Origin of the sequence: Paenibacillus sp. 276b (assembly GCF_900107875.1) — a bacterium.
GTDB lineage: Bacteria > Bacillota > Bacilli > Paenibacillales > Paenibacillaceae > Paenibacillus > Paenibacillus marchantiae.
Map to the genome: position 1 here is coordinate 1,682,046 of NZ_FNRR01000001.1, position 14,659 is coordinate 1,696,704.

Below are 14,659 nucleotides of genomic sequence, written 5' to 3' on the forward strand. Positions count from 1 at the left end.
AAAAATACGGTGTTTTATTCGTTCTTATTTTCTGCTGGTTACAGACTGATACCACTCGTTCACTTCCTGCGTGATCTGATCCCCGCCAGAAGATTTCCACTTCTCAACAAAGGAGTCAAATGCGTCAATCGAAGTTTTGCCATAGATAATTTGAGCAAACATGTCCTTCTCCATCTTGGCTAAAATATCATTGTTCATCTGCATAGTCATCGTAGGAGCGCCAGTGAACATCTGGCTGTAAACAATGTCCTTTTGATCCAAAACAATCTTAGCTGCTTCCAGCATCGGTGCCGGTACTCCAGAATTGATTTTTTTCTCGAAAGGCGTCGTGGCCTCTTCGCCGCCGGCAAGCTTCGCGAGCGTTGTCATGCTCAAATTCGGAATTCGTGCTCCGTCAAAGGTCAACGTGTATTTCTCAGGAGCATAACCGTCTGTAAGGCTTGCATCCGTAGAAGGTTTACCATCTACCATTACCCAATCATATCCTTCGGCGAAGCCATATTCGAATTCATCGCCCTCCGGCGGATTGGCATAATGATCAAACAGATAATTTTGGTACGTGAAAAATGTTTCCGGGTTCTTCATATCCTTGTTAATCAGGATCACGCCGTTACCATTAGATGTACCATGTCTGCCTGCTTTGCCCTCAGGTCCGGCCGGAATCGGATACGCCTTGTATTCAGCTTCAGGATTATTTTTCTTCACGTCCTCCAGCGGCCATGACGGCATCCAGTGAGGCCCCACGACGATACCTGCTTTGCCTGCAGTAAACTCTTCAGCAGCCTTGGTCTCATCATATACGCCCGCTTCTTCAGGAATATACCCCTTGCTCATCCAATCTTGCAATGTAGCAAGAGCCTCTTTGGCGCCTGGCGTCACCGAGCCGTATTCAAGCTTTCCGTCTGCGGTCAGGTTCCACTGATTCGGCATCGTGCCATAAGCTCCAAAAATCCAGCCTGCATCAGACATCCAGGTATTTATCCAGTTCTTGAATCCGATCGTCAGTCCGAACGTATCCTTTTTTCCGTTTCCATCCGGGTCTTTATTTGTAAACGTTTCCATAATAACCTCAAGATCACTTAATGTTTCGGGTGCCTTCAGATTAAATTTCTTCATCCAGTCTTCCCGAACCCACATGACTGGGTCTCCGTTGTACGCATAATCCAGAATGGGAATACCGATTCGTTTACCGTCCTGCATGTAAGGATACCACACGGAAGGATCTTCATTCACAGCTGATTTCCATGCATCGCTCGCATATTTATCAAATAATTCGCCGGCATCGACAAACTTGCCGGTTTCGATCAACTCACGCACCAGATTGAACTCGCCGCGATACGAAATAATGTCTGGCATTTCTGCATTGGAAGCAAGCGACAGACGCAGCTTCGTTTCAAAAGCGTTATTGGTGGACGGAGATACCCACTGATTTTTCAGTTCAATCCCCAGCTTGTCTTTTGCCCATCGGGTATGAACGTTGTTGTCCTGATCCTCTCCCGACTTGAACTTCACATCTGGTCCCCACGGCCGCAAATATGTGATGCTCACTGGCGGATCATATTTTCCATCCTTCAATTCCAATGCAGTACTTGGTGCACTTGGCTCAGCTTCTTTGCTCGGCCCGCTGCTACTGCATCCACTCAGGACGGCTGACAACGCGAACATCCCTGCTAGCGCCAAACTACCTATTCGTTTCTTTTTGCTAGTGTCCAACCTTTATTTCCCCCTGTCTATGTAATGTTGTTTACAGAGTACATCATAATGAATAATCGATGTGTAAGCCCATACTAATATTGCAACATTTATTGCATTAATTTAGGATATTGGAAAATGGATATGAATCTTGTATAAATGCAATCCTCTTGAGATACAAAAAAAAGCAGCCTGACGAACGGCTGCTTCTGCATGTGATTCTAGTTACTCGTATATTTCACCCAATCGTATTCAGCGTAGAGCGGATTAGCCCCGTTATATGGCCCAAGCCAGTCGTCAACGCCAGTTCCGTTCCAGAGGTTCATCATGATTTTGCCGGGTGTAATGGGAATGTTGGACGTTGCAGTATGTTTCAGCACACCGTCCACATACCATTTGATATAACCTGGTTGCCAATCGAAAGCATACGTATGGAAGCCTTGGGACGCATCAAAGCCAAGGTTAATAACCTTCTCATGACCGCCGACTCCGTTCGTATAATAATTGAACTGGACTTTCGTAGTGTCTTTTCCCAGGAATTCAATATCAATCTCATCCCACTGCGTGCCATTTGCAGGCCCTGTATAGGTGAAGAAAGAAGAAACGATTCCCGTATTCTTCGCAGGCTTCATGCTCACCTCGTACAAACCATATCCATAATTGTTGGTTGATCGATATTCCCCGCAATCGAATTTGTTGTATGCAGAACTTGTTAAGCCGAGCCTGAGTTTACCGTCACTCGTAAAATTAACATTGTTAGCCCTCCAAGTACAATTGAACATTGAACCATTGGAGTAACCGTCTGCTTTTTGCCACGTACTCGGGTTGAAGTAACTTAACGGCTCCCAGAACACATACCCCGCGAAAGCGCTTACGGAAAAGAATAAAGAAACGAATCCTGACATAATTAATGTGTACCATGCCTTTCTTTTCATCATACACCTCCATCACTTATTCCAACCTGCAAGCAATCGTTATAAGTCAATTGGCATAAGTCATTCGTGAAAATCAACTACATTAATAGCCTTTCAACTTATAAAACGCTTTCATGGTTGGTGCTTCTATTTTATATGGATCAGGATAGGCGAACTATAACAAACTTTAAAGAATGAATATTCAATTTTCAAGATAATCATTTCTACATAGATTCTTTTCAAGAACTTCTGCCCAAAATAAATATGGGTTCATTAATCAGGGCTTTCACTACTCTTTCGAAGGAATCACCGGTACCAAAAGGAATGAATCATACTTTCCACCGACATGAATGGAATGAGTTCCTTTGTTCACTGTATCGGTGTGCCCATAACCCCTTGAACCTGTTGGGTTGTCATCGATAATGATATCACTACCTTTTATAACCAGCACCAGACTTTCCCCACTTTTGAGGAAGACGCTTGAAGGCAATATTTCAATTTCTACCGGCACGATCTCACCTTTAGTAAGCTTCAATAATCTCTTGTGCTTCAGTACAGGCTGATATGGCGTAGATTTCACAGGATCCAGCTCTCTATGGGAAACTCTTAACCATCCACTAGCCACCTGACCGTTTTCAATATGGTTGAAGTCAGGCAAGAATACTTCATTACCCCGTCTGTCGAATTTCTTAATGCCGACAAAAAGATCCATATCATCCGTGTCATCGGTGGAGACCCAGAGCTTGAGCTTCATATTTCCGGTGATCTCCATGTCCTCGTTGGCGGTAAATCTAAACCGTAAATCACTGTTTGCAGTCTGACCAAGCTCGGCATTAAAGGTCAGTGTGGATTCGTTCTGAACCTCAGCTGACGTATATTGTGACCTTATGCTCACTATCAAGACAAATTTGATTTAATGACAAAATGCGAAGAGGAAATTATGCTTGATTTGTCCAGACTTACGAAAGAAAGCTACCCAAGTGTTATTTCCGCACTTGAAACTGATTCAGAAACATTAATGCCATTTACCTTTACTATTTCATTTTTTGAGTATTTAAATATAAATAGCGGATTTATGAAAGCCGTGTTAGGTCCAAATGGGGATTTAACATTTCAAACCAGATTGAAAGAATTCATGTGGGAAACACTCTATGGAAATAATCCAAATGCTTTTTTAAAGGAAGTTGTTCCAGGACAATATTTAGCTGCTTATATCGGAAGTGCGATAATAGGGGTATTTCAACAATGGTTGGAAAGTGGCACGAAAGAATCTCCTCTTGAAATGGCTCGTATCCTAACAACCATTTCGGTTAATGGTCCCTTCTTCGCAGCTGGTTTAAAAAAATAATTCACCCAGAGAATATGATTTTGACATTAATCATGGGTCGTAAGGAATGTGAATACTAACCGACAGCGCCAGGAATCAGGACTATTGTCGAATTCTTGCGAAACTAAATAACCAGCCGCCGGTAGGATTACGGCGACGACTGGTTACTTAAAAGAACAGTATTAATATGAAACTCTACACTTATATGCCAATGATCGGCACATAGTTGACGCTGTGTATGGAAACTTAGATTGCAGCCAGCTTGCCTTAAACCAGGGACGGATGATTGCTCATCAACCCCTTTTAACATATCCTTCTCAGTGCTCTACTCTCAAATTCACTTTGACAGCTTTTCACTGCTTCTTACATTAAACAAATAATTCTTCTAAAGTGTGAGCAAATTCCTGCGGCTTTTGAGCATAGCCTAAATGAGCGCCTGCGATGGAGTGAATCGGTAAACCAAGTTTCTCGGATAAGTCTTTGACTACATCTTGAGGAAAGGAGCCAACGGAATCTGTTCCATTAAATAAGACAATTTTAGCTTTTTGATCGGTCAGCTTGTTGATATCGATTTTACGGCTAGTATATTGGCGAATTTCATATTTGAACCAATCAACCATTCCTTTAACCACGGGATTATCAACTTTTTCAATCGAAACTGCTGGCTTAGCCATCATCTGGGTATCCATCGGAACGGTATGCATAGCTTCAGCGAATAGTTTCATGGCTGCTGCCATTCCCTCTGTTTGAAAAGTTTCAACTATTTTATCATTCATTGCTGCCCATTCTGCGGAATCAGCCAAAAATGTGTTAATAGGCGGTTCATGGAATGCAACTTTTTTAACAATATCAGGCTGGTCTTGCAAGGTTTCCATTGCGACAATTGCTCCTGAACTGCTGCCTAAAATATATATAGGTTCATCACTTAGATGTTTTGCCAAAGCAGCTACATCATTAGCGTCGGTTTCAAGACGGTACGTGCTATGTGGATTGTGAGCATCTTCTGGCAACGGGGATGTTAATTCACTCTGTCCGTAGCCGCGGCGGTCATATGTTACCACAGTATATCGGCTTTGTAGAAATTTTGCGGTGCCCGTATAAATATCCCCAGTGCCATTAGCTCCCGGAATAAAGAGGAGAACAGGACCTTGGCCCACTGTTTCATAATGTAAATTGGCACCATTAACTTGTAATCTGCTCATTGGAAATCGCTCCTTTAAAAGTATTTGAAAACTATTGCTAACTCATGACATGAACTATATACTCATGGTATGAGTTGGTCAAGTCAGCAAACAAAAAAGGATGGAATTATGACAAAGAGAATTAGTTTATCAAGAGAACTTGTCCTTGAACAAGGCTTAAAAATCAGCAGTGAACTGGGCTTTGATAAGCTGACCTACAACGGGTTGGCCCGTTCATTATCCATTCAGCCACAGTCGTTATATCGGTATGTAAGTAATTTGGAGGATTTAAAAAGTGGAGTTGTAGCTATCTACATAAAGGGCTTGGTCGACTTAATCTACCATGAATTATTAACGTACTCTGGAAAAGACGCGTTACGTAAATTCGCATTATGCGTAATTTCATATTCACAATCTAAACTCACATTCCCAGAAATGGTTGGAGGACTGGCTGAATTCAGCTATACCGAAGCCGTTTCGCAACAAATGGAACATTTGCATAACATTTTAGTTGAACTTATTAAAGCCATTACAAAAGATCAATCAAAGATTGAACAAAATGAACAATTATTTCTGAGTTATGTACTCGGACATCTGCAACTCATGAATAATGGGATTGCTCCGAAAAAAGTAAATATTCAACAAAACTTTGAAGAGAACATTGAACGATTATTCTCGTTATTTTAATGGAGGCGACTTTTATTATCCTTATCTGAATTACAATTATTCCTTAAAGTTGCTCATGCGGATCAGAAAGTTGGACTCCATCCTCATAGCAACAAACTATTAATGAGAAAAGTCAATGGTCCTTTTTAGGAAGGAAGAATCATTATCTACTGTTCTAAAATAAAAGCACCCCAAGTGAACCACTGACTACGACAAGAACTATCAAGAAATCAATGCAATAAAAAAGACACTGATATTTTATTCATCAGTGTCTTTTTTATGGATACTTTTCAACCAACATCATGTTTCATCGTTGAACTCAAGACTAATTCACTTTAAAGCAACTTAATTAGCTCTTCTAGCTCATCGACCAAACCTTTTGCAAGTTCAAAATTCGTATCTTTTAAAGCCAATTCTATTTTCATTTCAACAGACTTTTTCTTTTGTTCAATTTCTAGATAGTCTTCATTAAAATGACTCGCATAAATCATCTGTCTAAATTCTAGTATACTCATTTTACTAATCGTCTTGTCCTCAATAATTAAAACATAATCCATACCATTAACAACAGAATAGAAATCATGAGAAATCATGAGAATCGCACCTTTGTAGTCCTCAATAGCTTTCTCCAATGCGATTTGTGTATAGATATCTAAATGGCTTGTCGGTTCATCAAGAAGCAGTAAGTTTGCTTGACTGGCAGAAACTTTAGCCAACTGAAGCATATTTTTTTCTCCGCCAGATAACGATTCGATCTTTTGATCCAGGATTTCTCCTTCAAAGCCATAGTTTGAAAGATACGATCTAATCTCATCATAGGTTTGAAACCCGGCATCTATGAATTCATTTAGTATAGTATTCGAATCTTTTAGCATTTCGCCTTGAACCTGAGATAAATAAGCCACATTAACCTCAGCATTTATTTCAATGGAATCCTGATTATTTTTAAAGATTTCTCGGAGTAAAGTCGTTTTCCCGGTACCGTTCGGACCGATCAGGGCTACTTTATCTGTCGATTTGATCTCGAAGTTCACTTTTTCCAAAAGCAACTCGTCAAAGGAAACGCTATAATTATTAACGTTAACCACAACGGTGTCTTCCATTTCCTTATCGATACCAAAACTGATATTCGGCTGCTTGATATCGACAAATGGCTCTTTGATTCGACGTGCTTCCAATCTCTCTTGAAACTTGACTCTGGCTTTTAACGCTCTGCCTCTGGAGGCTTCCGAATTGTACGTGGCGATCTCTCTAAGATTGTCGATGATGTGATCGTATCTCTCAATTTCTTCAGCTTCAGCAACCGCGATTTCTTGCAGCTCGATCTTAGTCTGAAGCAGCGAGAAGTTATAATCAATGTATCGCCCATCAAACTCTTGGATCTCCGTGTTTTCAAGGTGTATAATTTTGTTGAAACAATGATTCAACAGATACCGGTTGTGCGTAACAACCAGCAGCATTCCCTTGTGGGAATTAATAAGCTTTTTAAGTGCGTTCAGATTTTCAAAGTCTAAAAATACATCGGGTTCGTCCATAATCATTAAGTCTGGACGATTCAGCATTTCCTTCATCACTTGAATAAGTTTGAATTCCCCGCCACTTATGGCGGATATACTAAGATCTTTGAGCTTCATGAGGTTGGCAAGGTTTAACTGTTTATTGATGTTTTTTTCGAAATTATCCCCATCCATCGCCTCGAAGGCATCCAAAGCCAATTGAACCTTTTCCATCAGGCAATCCATATCCGATGTGGTGGCCATCTCCGCATAAATCGCTGTAATTTCATCTTGTATCTTGATGAATTCTTCTGCGATATATTCAAAAACGGTCATTTCTTTCGTTTTGTCTACTTGTAAAAACTGACTCACATACCCGATTCTGCAATCGGGGTCTATCTCTAACTTGCCCTCGAACAAATATCGTTCCGGATCCATCAGGATATCGATCAGTGTACTTTTCCCACTGCCACTTGTTCCGATAAAAGCACAATGTTGTGCCTCTTCAAACGTAAATGAAATGTTTTTATATAGTTCCTTTTGTGGAAATGAGAAGGATAAGTTTTCAACTTTTATCATAGTGTTACCTTTCTTTATAACTAAAATGGTGACTATTATTAAATATATTGTCGAACACAGACTTTTAGAGTAACACTGTTTACCCCCAAGTTCAATCTATTTGTAGCCCCTTACCCTCACTTCGAAATTCTAGTACTTTCTTTAGAATGGTGACTTGTTGGACGATTCTCAGAATTAATCATTGAACTTGTACCGTAAAAACAAAAAAAGCCGCTAATTGCGACTTTCAAAGGGATCTACCTTTCCCCCGACACATGTACGTACCGGTTCCGGTCATTTATAACACCCCTTCACTCTTTCTTTTTTTTGAAGAAATCGAACTTGATTACATAATCAAAGAGAAAGGTGATTGCAACAGCTCCAAGTGGAATCATTGCATAGGCCCAAGGCGGATTATTCGGAGTTTCACCAGGGGGTGCGTCAATTAAAATCTCAAAAAGAACAACACAGTAAATTACGGCCAAAACAATACCTGTTACGTTCCTATCTTTTTTACGCATAGCTACTTTCACCTCCCTTACTTACGTTATTCTTCCCGTTAATCGACACCATGTTCTTATCGATTCCAGCATTCGGTACAAACTCTTATCCCTTGCCATTATTTTTCAGGAAAAAAAGCCCCAATTTGGGGCTTGTTATTGAGTCACACTATTAACATATACCCCTACATATCATTTTTATAATACAGAGGATGTACCACCATCTATGTTCACGGCAGTTCCTGTTACATAGGAGGCTGCACCCGACACAAGAAAAGCAATCACTTTTGCCGCCTCTTCTGTTTGACCTATTCTCTTGAGTGGGATACCGTGAATGGGGTTAGAAGCGAACTCCTCCCAACTCTGCTCTGGTGCTGAAGCCTTCCACATCCGCTCAATCTGATCGCTACGAATCAGACCGATGCACACGGCGTTAACACGAATATTGTCCTTGGCGAGGTCTTTGCTCATGGCCTTCGTTAGTGCAAGTCCTGCCGCCCGACTGACTGATGTTGGCAAAGATGATGCAGATGGTGTCTTCCCTACAGTCGCCGTCACATTAAGGATGGAACCGCCACCTCTTTGACGCATATGAGATACTGCTGCCTTAGAACTGTGGACTGCTCCTAACAATTTCAAATCCAGATCTGAATACCAGCTTTCGCTGCTAACCTCTTCAAACGGATTAGCCGCAGCCGTTCCAGCATTGTTAATCAAAATATCCAATCCACCGAAATGCTGCACAGTCTGCTCTACCACACCTCGTACCTCTGCTTCTACTGAAATATCTGCAGAGATGACCAGTGCATCTGTCCCTGTCGTTTGCTTAATACGTTTCGCCGCAGCTTGAAGCGCCTCTTCGTTGCGGGCAACAATTGCTACTTTTGCGCCTTCTGCTGCTAGAACAATTGCTGTCTCTAGCCCGATCCCTTTGCTGCCGCCTGTTATTAGTGCTATTTTATCCTTTAATCCTAAATCCATTTGTATTTCCTCCCTTATTGCCTCCACTAATTGAACTAGACTGGTTATATTCAACCATCATTCCCGTTAGCGTAATCATCTTAAGTGACAAGGTCATCTTACCGTCTGGTAAACGAGGCCTATCGCTCCAGAATCAAAGGTCTTGTTTTCGATTAGCTTAAGATTGACCATCTCCTTGAGACCTCGAAATAACGGCAATCCTTTACCGATCAGGACAGGAGAAACCGTAATCTTATACTCATCAATTAAATCAAGCTGCATAAGATAGTGTGCGAACCTAGGACTACCGAGGATGACCATATCCTTGCCTGGCTGCTGTTTGAGGTTATTGATCTCTTCCTCGACATTTTCTTTCACGAGTCTGGAATTATTCCATTCAACTTTCTCCAGCGTCGTGGAAAAAACGATTTTGGCTGTGTTTTCGATCCACTCGGCATGATTCCGTTCATGCTGCGAAGCTTCTGGGTTTGAAGGCACAGATGGCCAGTAACTGTGCATCATCTGATAAGTCCCACGCCCCCAAATGACAGTGTCGGCAGTACTCAGAATTTCTTTCGCGTGTTTCTCCAAATCAGCATCGTAGGAAACCCAGCCAATGTCCATTTCACCATTCGGCCCTTCTACAAAACCGTCAAGCGATGCGTGCAGAAATAGAACGAGTTTTCTCATTTTCAGTTCTCCTTTGTTCAAGAGGGATATTTACATTATACATTTACTACATTTTACCATAATTTAAGTTTTGTTGTTTCTTATGGATTGCTAATCTCCAACCTGTCCGTTAACAAAAAAAGCAGCTGAATTTGGTATTACCCCCTTTTAGTCGACAAGGGATCAAAGACATCTTTAAGATGGACTTATCTTGCCTAACGAAGGGGATAACACTAATATTTCCACTTTCAAAGTTGAACAATTTCATATCCATCGATATTTATTCCCGACCGTAAAGTAAATTACACCATCACTCTATTAATAACTACAACGCCTTTAGCTAGTGCAATTCATTTATTGTGCTTGTTGTTCATCTGCATAATACCTTTCATATTCTTTAGTCAACGTGTATCGCTGTACACCTTTGCACGCATTCATCGCTTCCTTAGTGTGTTGGATAGCCAGTTCGCGCCGACCCAATTTGCGTTCTATTTCAGCAAGAAGTGCAGATCGCATCCATTGTCTTCTAATCGATTTCAGATGCTCCCTTGCTTGCTCACTCTTCTCTTCCTCCAAAAGCAAAAACGTCTCGTAATATGTACGGTAATCTGATCTGCGCATCTGGAGTACCGCTTGCCGAACCGCGGTCATGTCCTTGCGATAAGCACCGTAAGCGGCCTGATATATCGCTTGCCTCGATTTTTTCGTCGTCTGTTTTCTAAGTTTCTCCATCGTGAACTCGACTTCATCATCCAGTCTGTTAGCAGTCACATAAAAAATATAAATATAAGGCGTATGATGATTTTTACGTAAAAAAGCTTCCACACGGTCCATCCGGGTTTCCCATGCCATTGGGTAGATAACGTAAATCGTAAACGCAATAACTGTGGCGACCAGCACCGTTCCTACGATAAGAAAAACAGATTGTTCATTCCACAACATCACCAGCACAAATACAAATACAACGGAATAAAACGCAACATTCCACCTACTCATTCTCATCTATCATTCCCTTCAGCATCTAAATCATGAAGTATCTATTATATCAGAATTAAAACTATTTATTGTATAAATTTAGGAAACAAAGATTGGTATCACCAACAAAATAAAATTTCAACAGATATGGTGAAAACAAGTCTTCGATTGCCACTTCACACATTGCACTTTGGAAAATCAAATGATTTATTACTTCATAATTATACATATCTGTTCAGGATCTTCGCGTTTAAGTGTTGCCGGGGTTTTGTATTGAAAATATAGCCACTCACTGGGATTACCTGCTACCCCTGGTGAGTACAATGCATATTTGAGAAACGTGCTTCCTGTACGCTGTGAGAACCATACGTATAGCTCGCTGTATGTAATGACAACAAAACAGGGCATCTTCAGTAGATGCCCTGTTTTGTTTCAAAAAATGGTCTTCCGTTCATCACACTTGTTAAACACCCAAATTTGTTTTGTATTCAGCATTTTGCAAATGTCCGAACTGCTGAAATATTCATCCCCGTCCCAGTTTCTAAATGAGCCACTGAAACAATACAGATTCCGCTTAAGGTCCGTATTAGGTTTAGGTTCTGGGTTGAGATTAGAGTTGAGATTGGAATTGAGATTAGAGCCTGATCGAATCTCGATTCTTATTCTCCTTCATCGACATATTTCATTATCAGCTCACTGCAAATGGAGTTGGCCCAGGCGAACCAAGGTCTGGTGAATTTCCCGGGATCATTGACATCAAAACCTTCATGCATAAAACCGGTATCGGCATCTGTTGTCTCCAGCAGAACCAGCAACTGTTCCAGCTCTTCAGGGTCCTCGGTAGTCAGCCCTTGCATCGCCAAGGCAATATGCCAGATGTAATTATGCGGGGTATGCGGACTGCCAATCCCCTTTGCTTTTTCACCAGCAAAATAATAGGGATTATCCTTACTCAGAATAAACCGTCGGGTGTTCAAGTACACCGGATCATCGGCCTTGCAATATCCAAGATAAGGAAGGGACAACAGGCTGGGCACATTCGCGTCGTCCATCAGATTGTAGTTGCCCATTCCGTCCGTCTCATAAGCATAGATTCGTCCATATACGGGATGCTCCGTGATCGCATACGTCTGAATGCCTTCTTCGATCTCATCCAGCAGCAGCTGGGACCGGCGGCCGATATCCTGATGTCGTAGTACATCTTTATTAATCTCCACAATATAGCGCAGAGCCACGGCAGCGAACATATTCGCCGGAACCAGATACCCGTAAGTGCAAGCATCATCGCTTGGACGGAAGCCGCTCCAGGTCATCCCGGTATAAGCTACAGGCGTGCCGCGCCCACCATAACTCAGCGTATCCGTCTCCGGGCAGTTCAATCGCTCAAACGTGTACGGAGATTGCTCGTGGCGCTGTTCTTTTGTCCACAGATCGAGGATATTCAAAACTGCTTCCTGAAAAACATCGTCGAAAATCTCAATATCGCCGGTTGCCTTCCAAAACAGATACGCCAGCTGTATCGGGTAACATAGGGAGTCGATCTCGTATTTGCGTTCCCACACCCAAGGATTATGTTCGGTAATATCGTCCTTGTGGCCGTGATTATTGCCTTCGCGGTTGAACGCATTGGCATACGGGTCCAGATTAATGTAAAACATTTGCTTGCGGATTACCCCTTTGATCAAATCAGCTAGCTCGGAGTCCTTCACGGCATCGCCAATATAGTGCCGCACCTGGGCAGAGGAATCTCTCAGCCACATTGCCGGTATATCTCCCGTAATTACAAAAGCCGTTCCGTCTTCAAGTTGCTGAAAGGTGGTCTCCAGCGTGTTGGGATAACAGTTCTGAAACAGCTGCGCCAGTTTGGGGCGGTGGGAAAGCTTGCTTGTTACACGTTCAATCGTCTCCTTGATAGCGGTGATGTCAGATTTCATTTCCATAATCCTCCGTTGTTAATTATTATTCTATCTATATTTGGGCTGAGCCAAAATCAGCGGTTCACGTTGTGAATAAAGACGCTACATATTCAAAAGGTTCTTATGCTCTATTCGCACTTTATATCAAACACTGATTCTTAAATTCAGCCTCTATATCAGTTCCAGCTAAAATAGCCCGAGCAGGCTTCGATACTCCCCTTATCCGTCCAGTCATAATCTGAAATTACCCCACCCGATTTCCAGCGGGAAGGTGCCATATTGGAGAGCCAGTCCAATGGCTCAGAGACTGCTGTAGCTATAGCTGCCCGTTCAAAGGCTTCGGTGACGGCCTTACGCTGTTCACTGCCCATGGCTTTGGGATCGGCCGACACGAAGAGCGGGGTGCCGCTGCGCGACAGAACATCCAGCCACTGTCTGTTCATTTTCCAATCCACATTGTTTGTCAATCCCACACAATCAGCGTCAACGGCATAGAGCGTGTCATGCTGAGGCATTCGGAAGGCCAAGGTGTTGATCCCCATCCGGCGAGTGCGTTCCCATTGAAGACCACTGGTATCGTCGCCGGTACGCTGAATTTCAAAGATGCCTGCCGACAAGTGGGACAGTGTGTTGCAGCCGATAATGAGCGTATCTCCAGCATTACGTTTGATCGCCTTGTACAACGCAAGAATAATCTCTGCAGATGTTCTGGAACGGTCGGCGAAATGCCAGCCGTCATCGGTAATACCCATGCCAAAGCGGCTGCCCCAACGACCAAACAGATCATAGGTTGTAAAATCATGCTTCAGCAACTTGTAGCCCCAGCCTGTATAACGGGCTACATAGTCTGCGATGGACTCCAGCACCTCCGGAATGCTGGGATCCAGAATGTAGCCTTCCGGCTGTTCCGCTTTTGCTAATGGATTGTTTAGCAGCCACTCCTTGGGCGAATCCATCGTTGTCAACAGCGGGCGGAACCACATGCCAGGACGCACGCCCGTCTCTGTCATTTGCCTGGCCAGCTGTTCCATATCTGGGAACAGCTGCTCGTCCGGCAGCCATGGCTGATGGCGGCTCGCGGCAAATTTGCCCCAGTTTTTCTGCCAACCGTCGTCAATGACCATGTATGGACGATTGACAGAAGAAGTGGCCAGCGAGGACATCAGCTTGCTGTCTTCAAGAATCTGTCCATGGGAGCTGTGCCCATAGGCATAATACCAGTTGTTTCCCCCGTAGACGGGGAATTTCGGCAGCACCGGTTGCTCGCACATTACACGGCAGAACGCCTGCGTTGCCTCAAATGGTGTCTCTCCAAGCTCTCCCTTACGGCTGACCACTTCAGCCGCCTCGAGCTGGCGACCACTCAGTAGCACGCCCGTACCCCCGCATCGCACATCAAGGACCAGCGTCACCCAGTGGGCGTCGACGAACCAACAGCATAGCGAGGCAGGCCCGGTCTTCACGCCGTAACCATGCGTGATGCCGTCTTGGAGGGCCATGAAATACCAGGGCATCTCCCGGTCTGGCATAATACCCGCCCATTGCAGATCACCATAAGATCTCTCCCAGTGGTCGCCGAGCAGTCTAACATGCTCGCCGATCTCCCGGTTCCATCTCAGCGCAATCCGGCTAACCGGAGTCTGATCGGCAGATAGACTCACGCCTAGGCTTCCGGTCTGCTTACGTACCTCTACCCGGATATCCTTATCCGTATATACGCCGCTTTGTGACTCCATGCGGCTCCAGCTTTTGTCCTCCTGGACCAATACGATTTCGGGAAGTTCAATAAGATCAAGATAAGCCAT

General features: G+C 43.2%; 12 protein-coding genes and 1 pseudogene. 2 read left to right on the forward strand and 11 right to left on the reverse strand.

Annotated elements, in window-relative coordinates:
* Window positions 1-24 precede the first annotated feature (24 nt).
* The 3 genes and pseudogenes from BLV50_RS07120 to BLV50_RS07130 form a co-directional block, all read right to left on the reverse strand.
* Window positions 25-1,713 (reverse strand): extracellular solute-binding protein, encoded by a 1,689-nt coding sequence (locus tag BLV50_RS07120; protein ID WP_090806698.1) that lies wholly within the window; start codon window positions 1,711-1,713, stop codon window positions 25-27.
* Between the two features lie 200 nt (window positions 1,714-1,913).
* Window positions 1,914-2,627 (reverse strand): beta-glucanase, encoded by a 714-nt coding sequence (locus BLV50_RS07125; RefSeq protein WP_090806700.1) that lies wholly within the window; start codon window positions 2,625-2,627, stop codon window positions 1,914-1,916.
* 268 nt (window positions 2,628-2,895) lie between these two features.
* Window positions 2,896-3,468 (reverse strand): annotated as a pseudogene (locus BLV50_RS07130) (CocE/NonD family hydrolase C-terminal non-catalytic domain-containing protein); the annotation flags it as partial.
* 78 nt (window positions 3,469-3,546) lie between these two features.
* Between BLV50_RS07130 and BLV50_RS07135 the strand changes: the two are divergent.
* The gene (locus tag BLV50_RS07135; RefSeq protein ID WP_256337882.1) at window positions 3,547-3,954 is read left to right on the forward strand and encodes a TetR-like C-terminal domain-containing protein; all 408 of its coding nucleotides are present in this window, start codon (window positions 3,547-3,549) and stop codon (window positions 3,952-3,954) included.
* Window positions 3,955-4,301: 347 nt separating this feature from the next.
* Here BLV50_RS07135 and BLV50_RS07140 read toward each other — a convergent pair whose 3' ends face one another.
* Window positions 4,302-5,135, reverse strand: a complete 834-nt coding sequence (locus BLV50_RS07140) for an alpha/beta fold hydrolase (RefSeq protein WP_090806704.1) — start codon at window positions 5,133-5,135, stop codon at window positions 4,302-4,304.
* Window positions 5,136-5,204: 69 nt separating this feature from the next.
* On the opposite strand from BLV50_RS07140, the gene BLV50_RS07145 reads away from it, so the two are divergent.
* The gene (locus BLV50_RS07145) at window positions 5,205-5,801 is read left to right on the forward strand and encodes a TetR/AcrR family transcriptional regulator (protein WP_218135371.1); all 597 of its coding nucleotides are present in this window, start codon (window positions 5,205-5,207) and stop codon (window positions 5,799-5,801) included.
* Between the two features lie 314 nt (window positions 5,802-6,115).
* Here the strand turns inward: BLV50_RS07145 and BLV50_RS07150 are convergent, their stop codons facing one another.
* The 7 genes from BLV50_RS07150 to BLV50_RS07180 all read right to left on the reverse strand — a co-directional run bounded on the left by BLV50_RS07150 (window position 6,116) and on the right by BLV50_RS07180 (window position 14,659).
* Window positions 6,116-7,855: an ABC-F family ATP-binding cassette domain-containing protein gene (locus tag BLV50_RS07150; RefSeq protein ID WP_090806706.1), complete on the reverse strand. Its 1,740-nt coding sequence runs from the start codon at window positions 7,853-7,855 to the stop codon at window positions 6,116-6,118.
* Window positions 7,856-8,145: 290 nt separating this feature from the next.
* Window positions 8,146-8,355 (reverse strand): hypothetical protein, encoded by a 210-nt coding sequence (locus BLV50_RS07155; RefSeq protein WP_090806708.1) that lies wholly within the window; start codon window positions 8,353-8,355, stop codon window positions 8,146-8,148.
* A gap of 177 nt (window positions 8,356-8,532) precedes the next feature.
* The gene (locus BLV50_RS07160; RefSeq protein WP_090806710.1) at window positions 8,533-9,315 is read right to left on the reverse strand and encodes an SDR family NAD(P)-dependent oxidoreductase; all 783 of its coding nucleotides are present in this window, start codon (window positions 9,313-9,315) and stop codon (window positions 8,533-8,535) included.
* A 93-nt stretch (window positions 9,316-9,408) separates the two neighbouring features.
* Window positions 9,409-9,984: a dihydrofolate reductase family protein gene (locus tag BLV50_RS07165; RefSeq protein WP_090806712.1), complete on the reverse strand. Its 576-nt coding sequence runs from the start codon at window positions 9,982-9,984 to the stop codon at window positions 9,409-9,411.
* 333 nt (window positions 9,985-10,317) lie between these two features.
* Window positions 10,318-10,959, reverse strand: a complete 642-nt coding sequence (locus BLV50_RS07170) for a hypothetical protein (RefSeq protein WP_218135372.1) — start codon at window positions 10,957-10,959, stop codon at window positions 10,318-10,320.
* Window positions 10,960-11,597: 638 nt separating this feature from the next.
* The gene (locus tag BLV50_RS07175) at window positions 11,598-12,872 is read right to left on the reverse strand and encodes a glycoside hydrolase family 125 protein (protein ID WP_371129224.1); all 1,275 of its coding nucleotides are present in this window, start codon (window positions 12,870-12,872) and stop codon (window positions 11,598-11,600) included.
* Between the two features lie 158 nt (window positions 12,873-13,030).
* Window positions 13,031-14,659, reverse strand: a complete 1,629-nt coding sequence (locus tag BLV50_RS07180) for an alpha-amylase family protein (protein ID WP_090806720.1) — start codon at window positions 14,657-14,659, stop codon at window positions 13,031-13,033.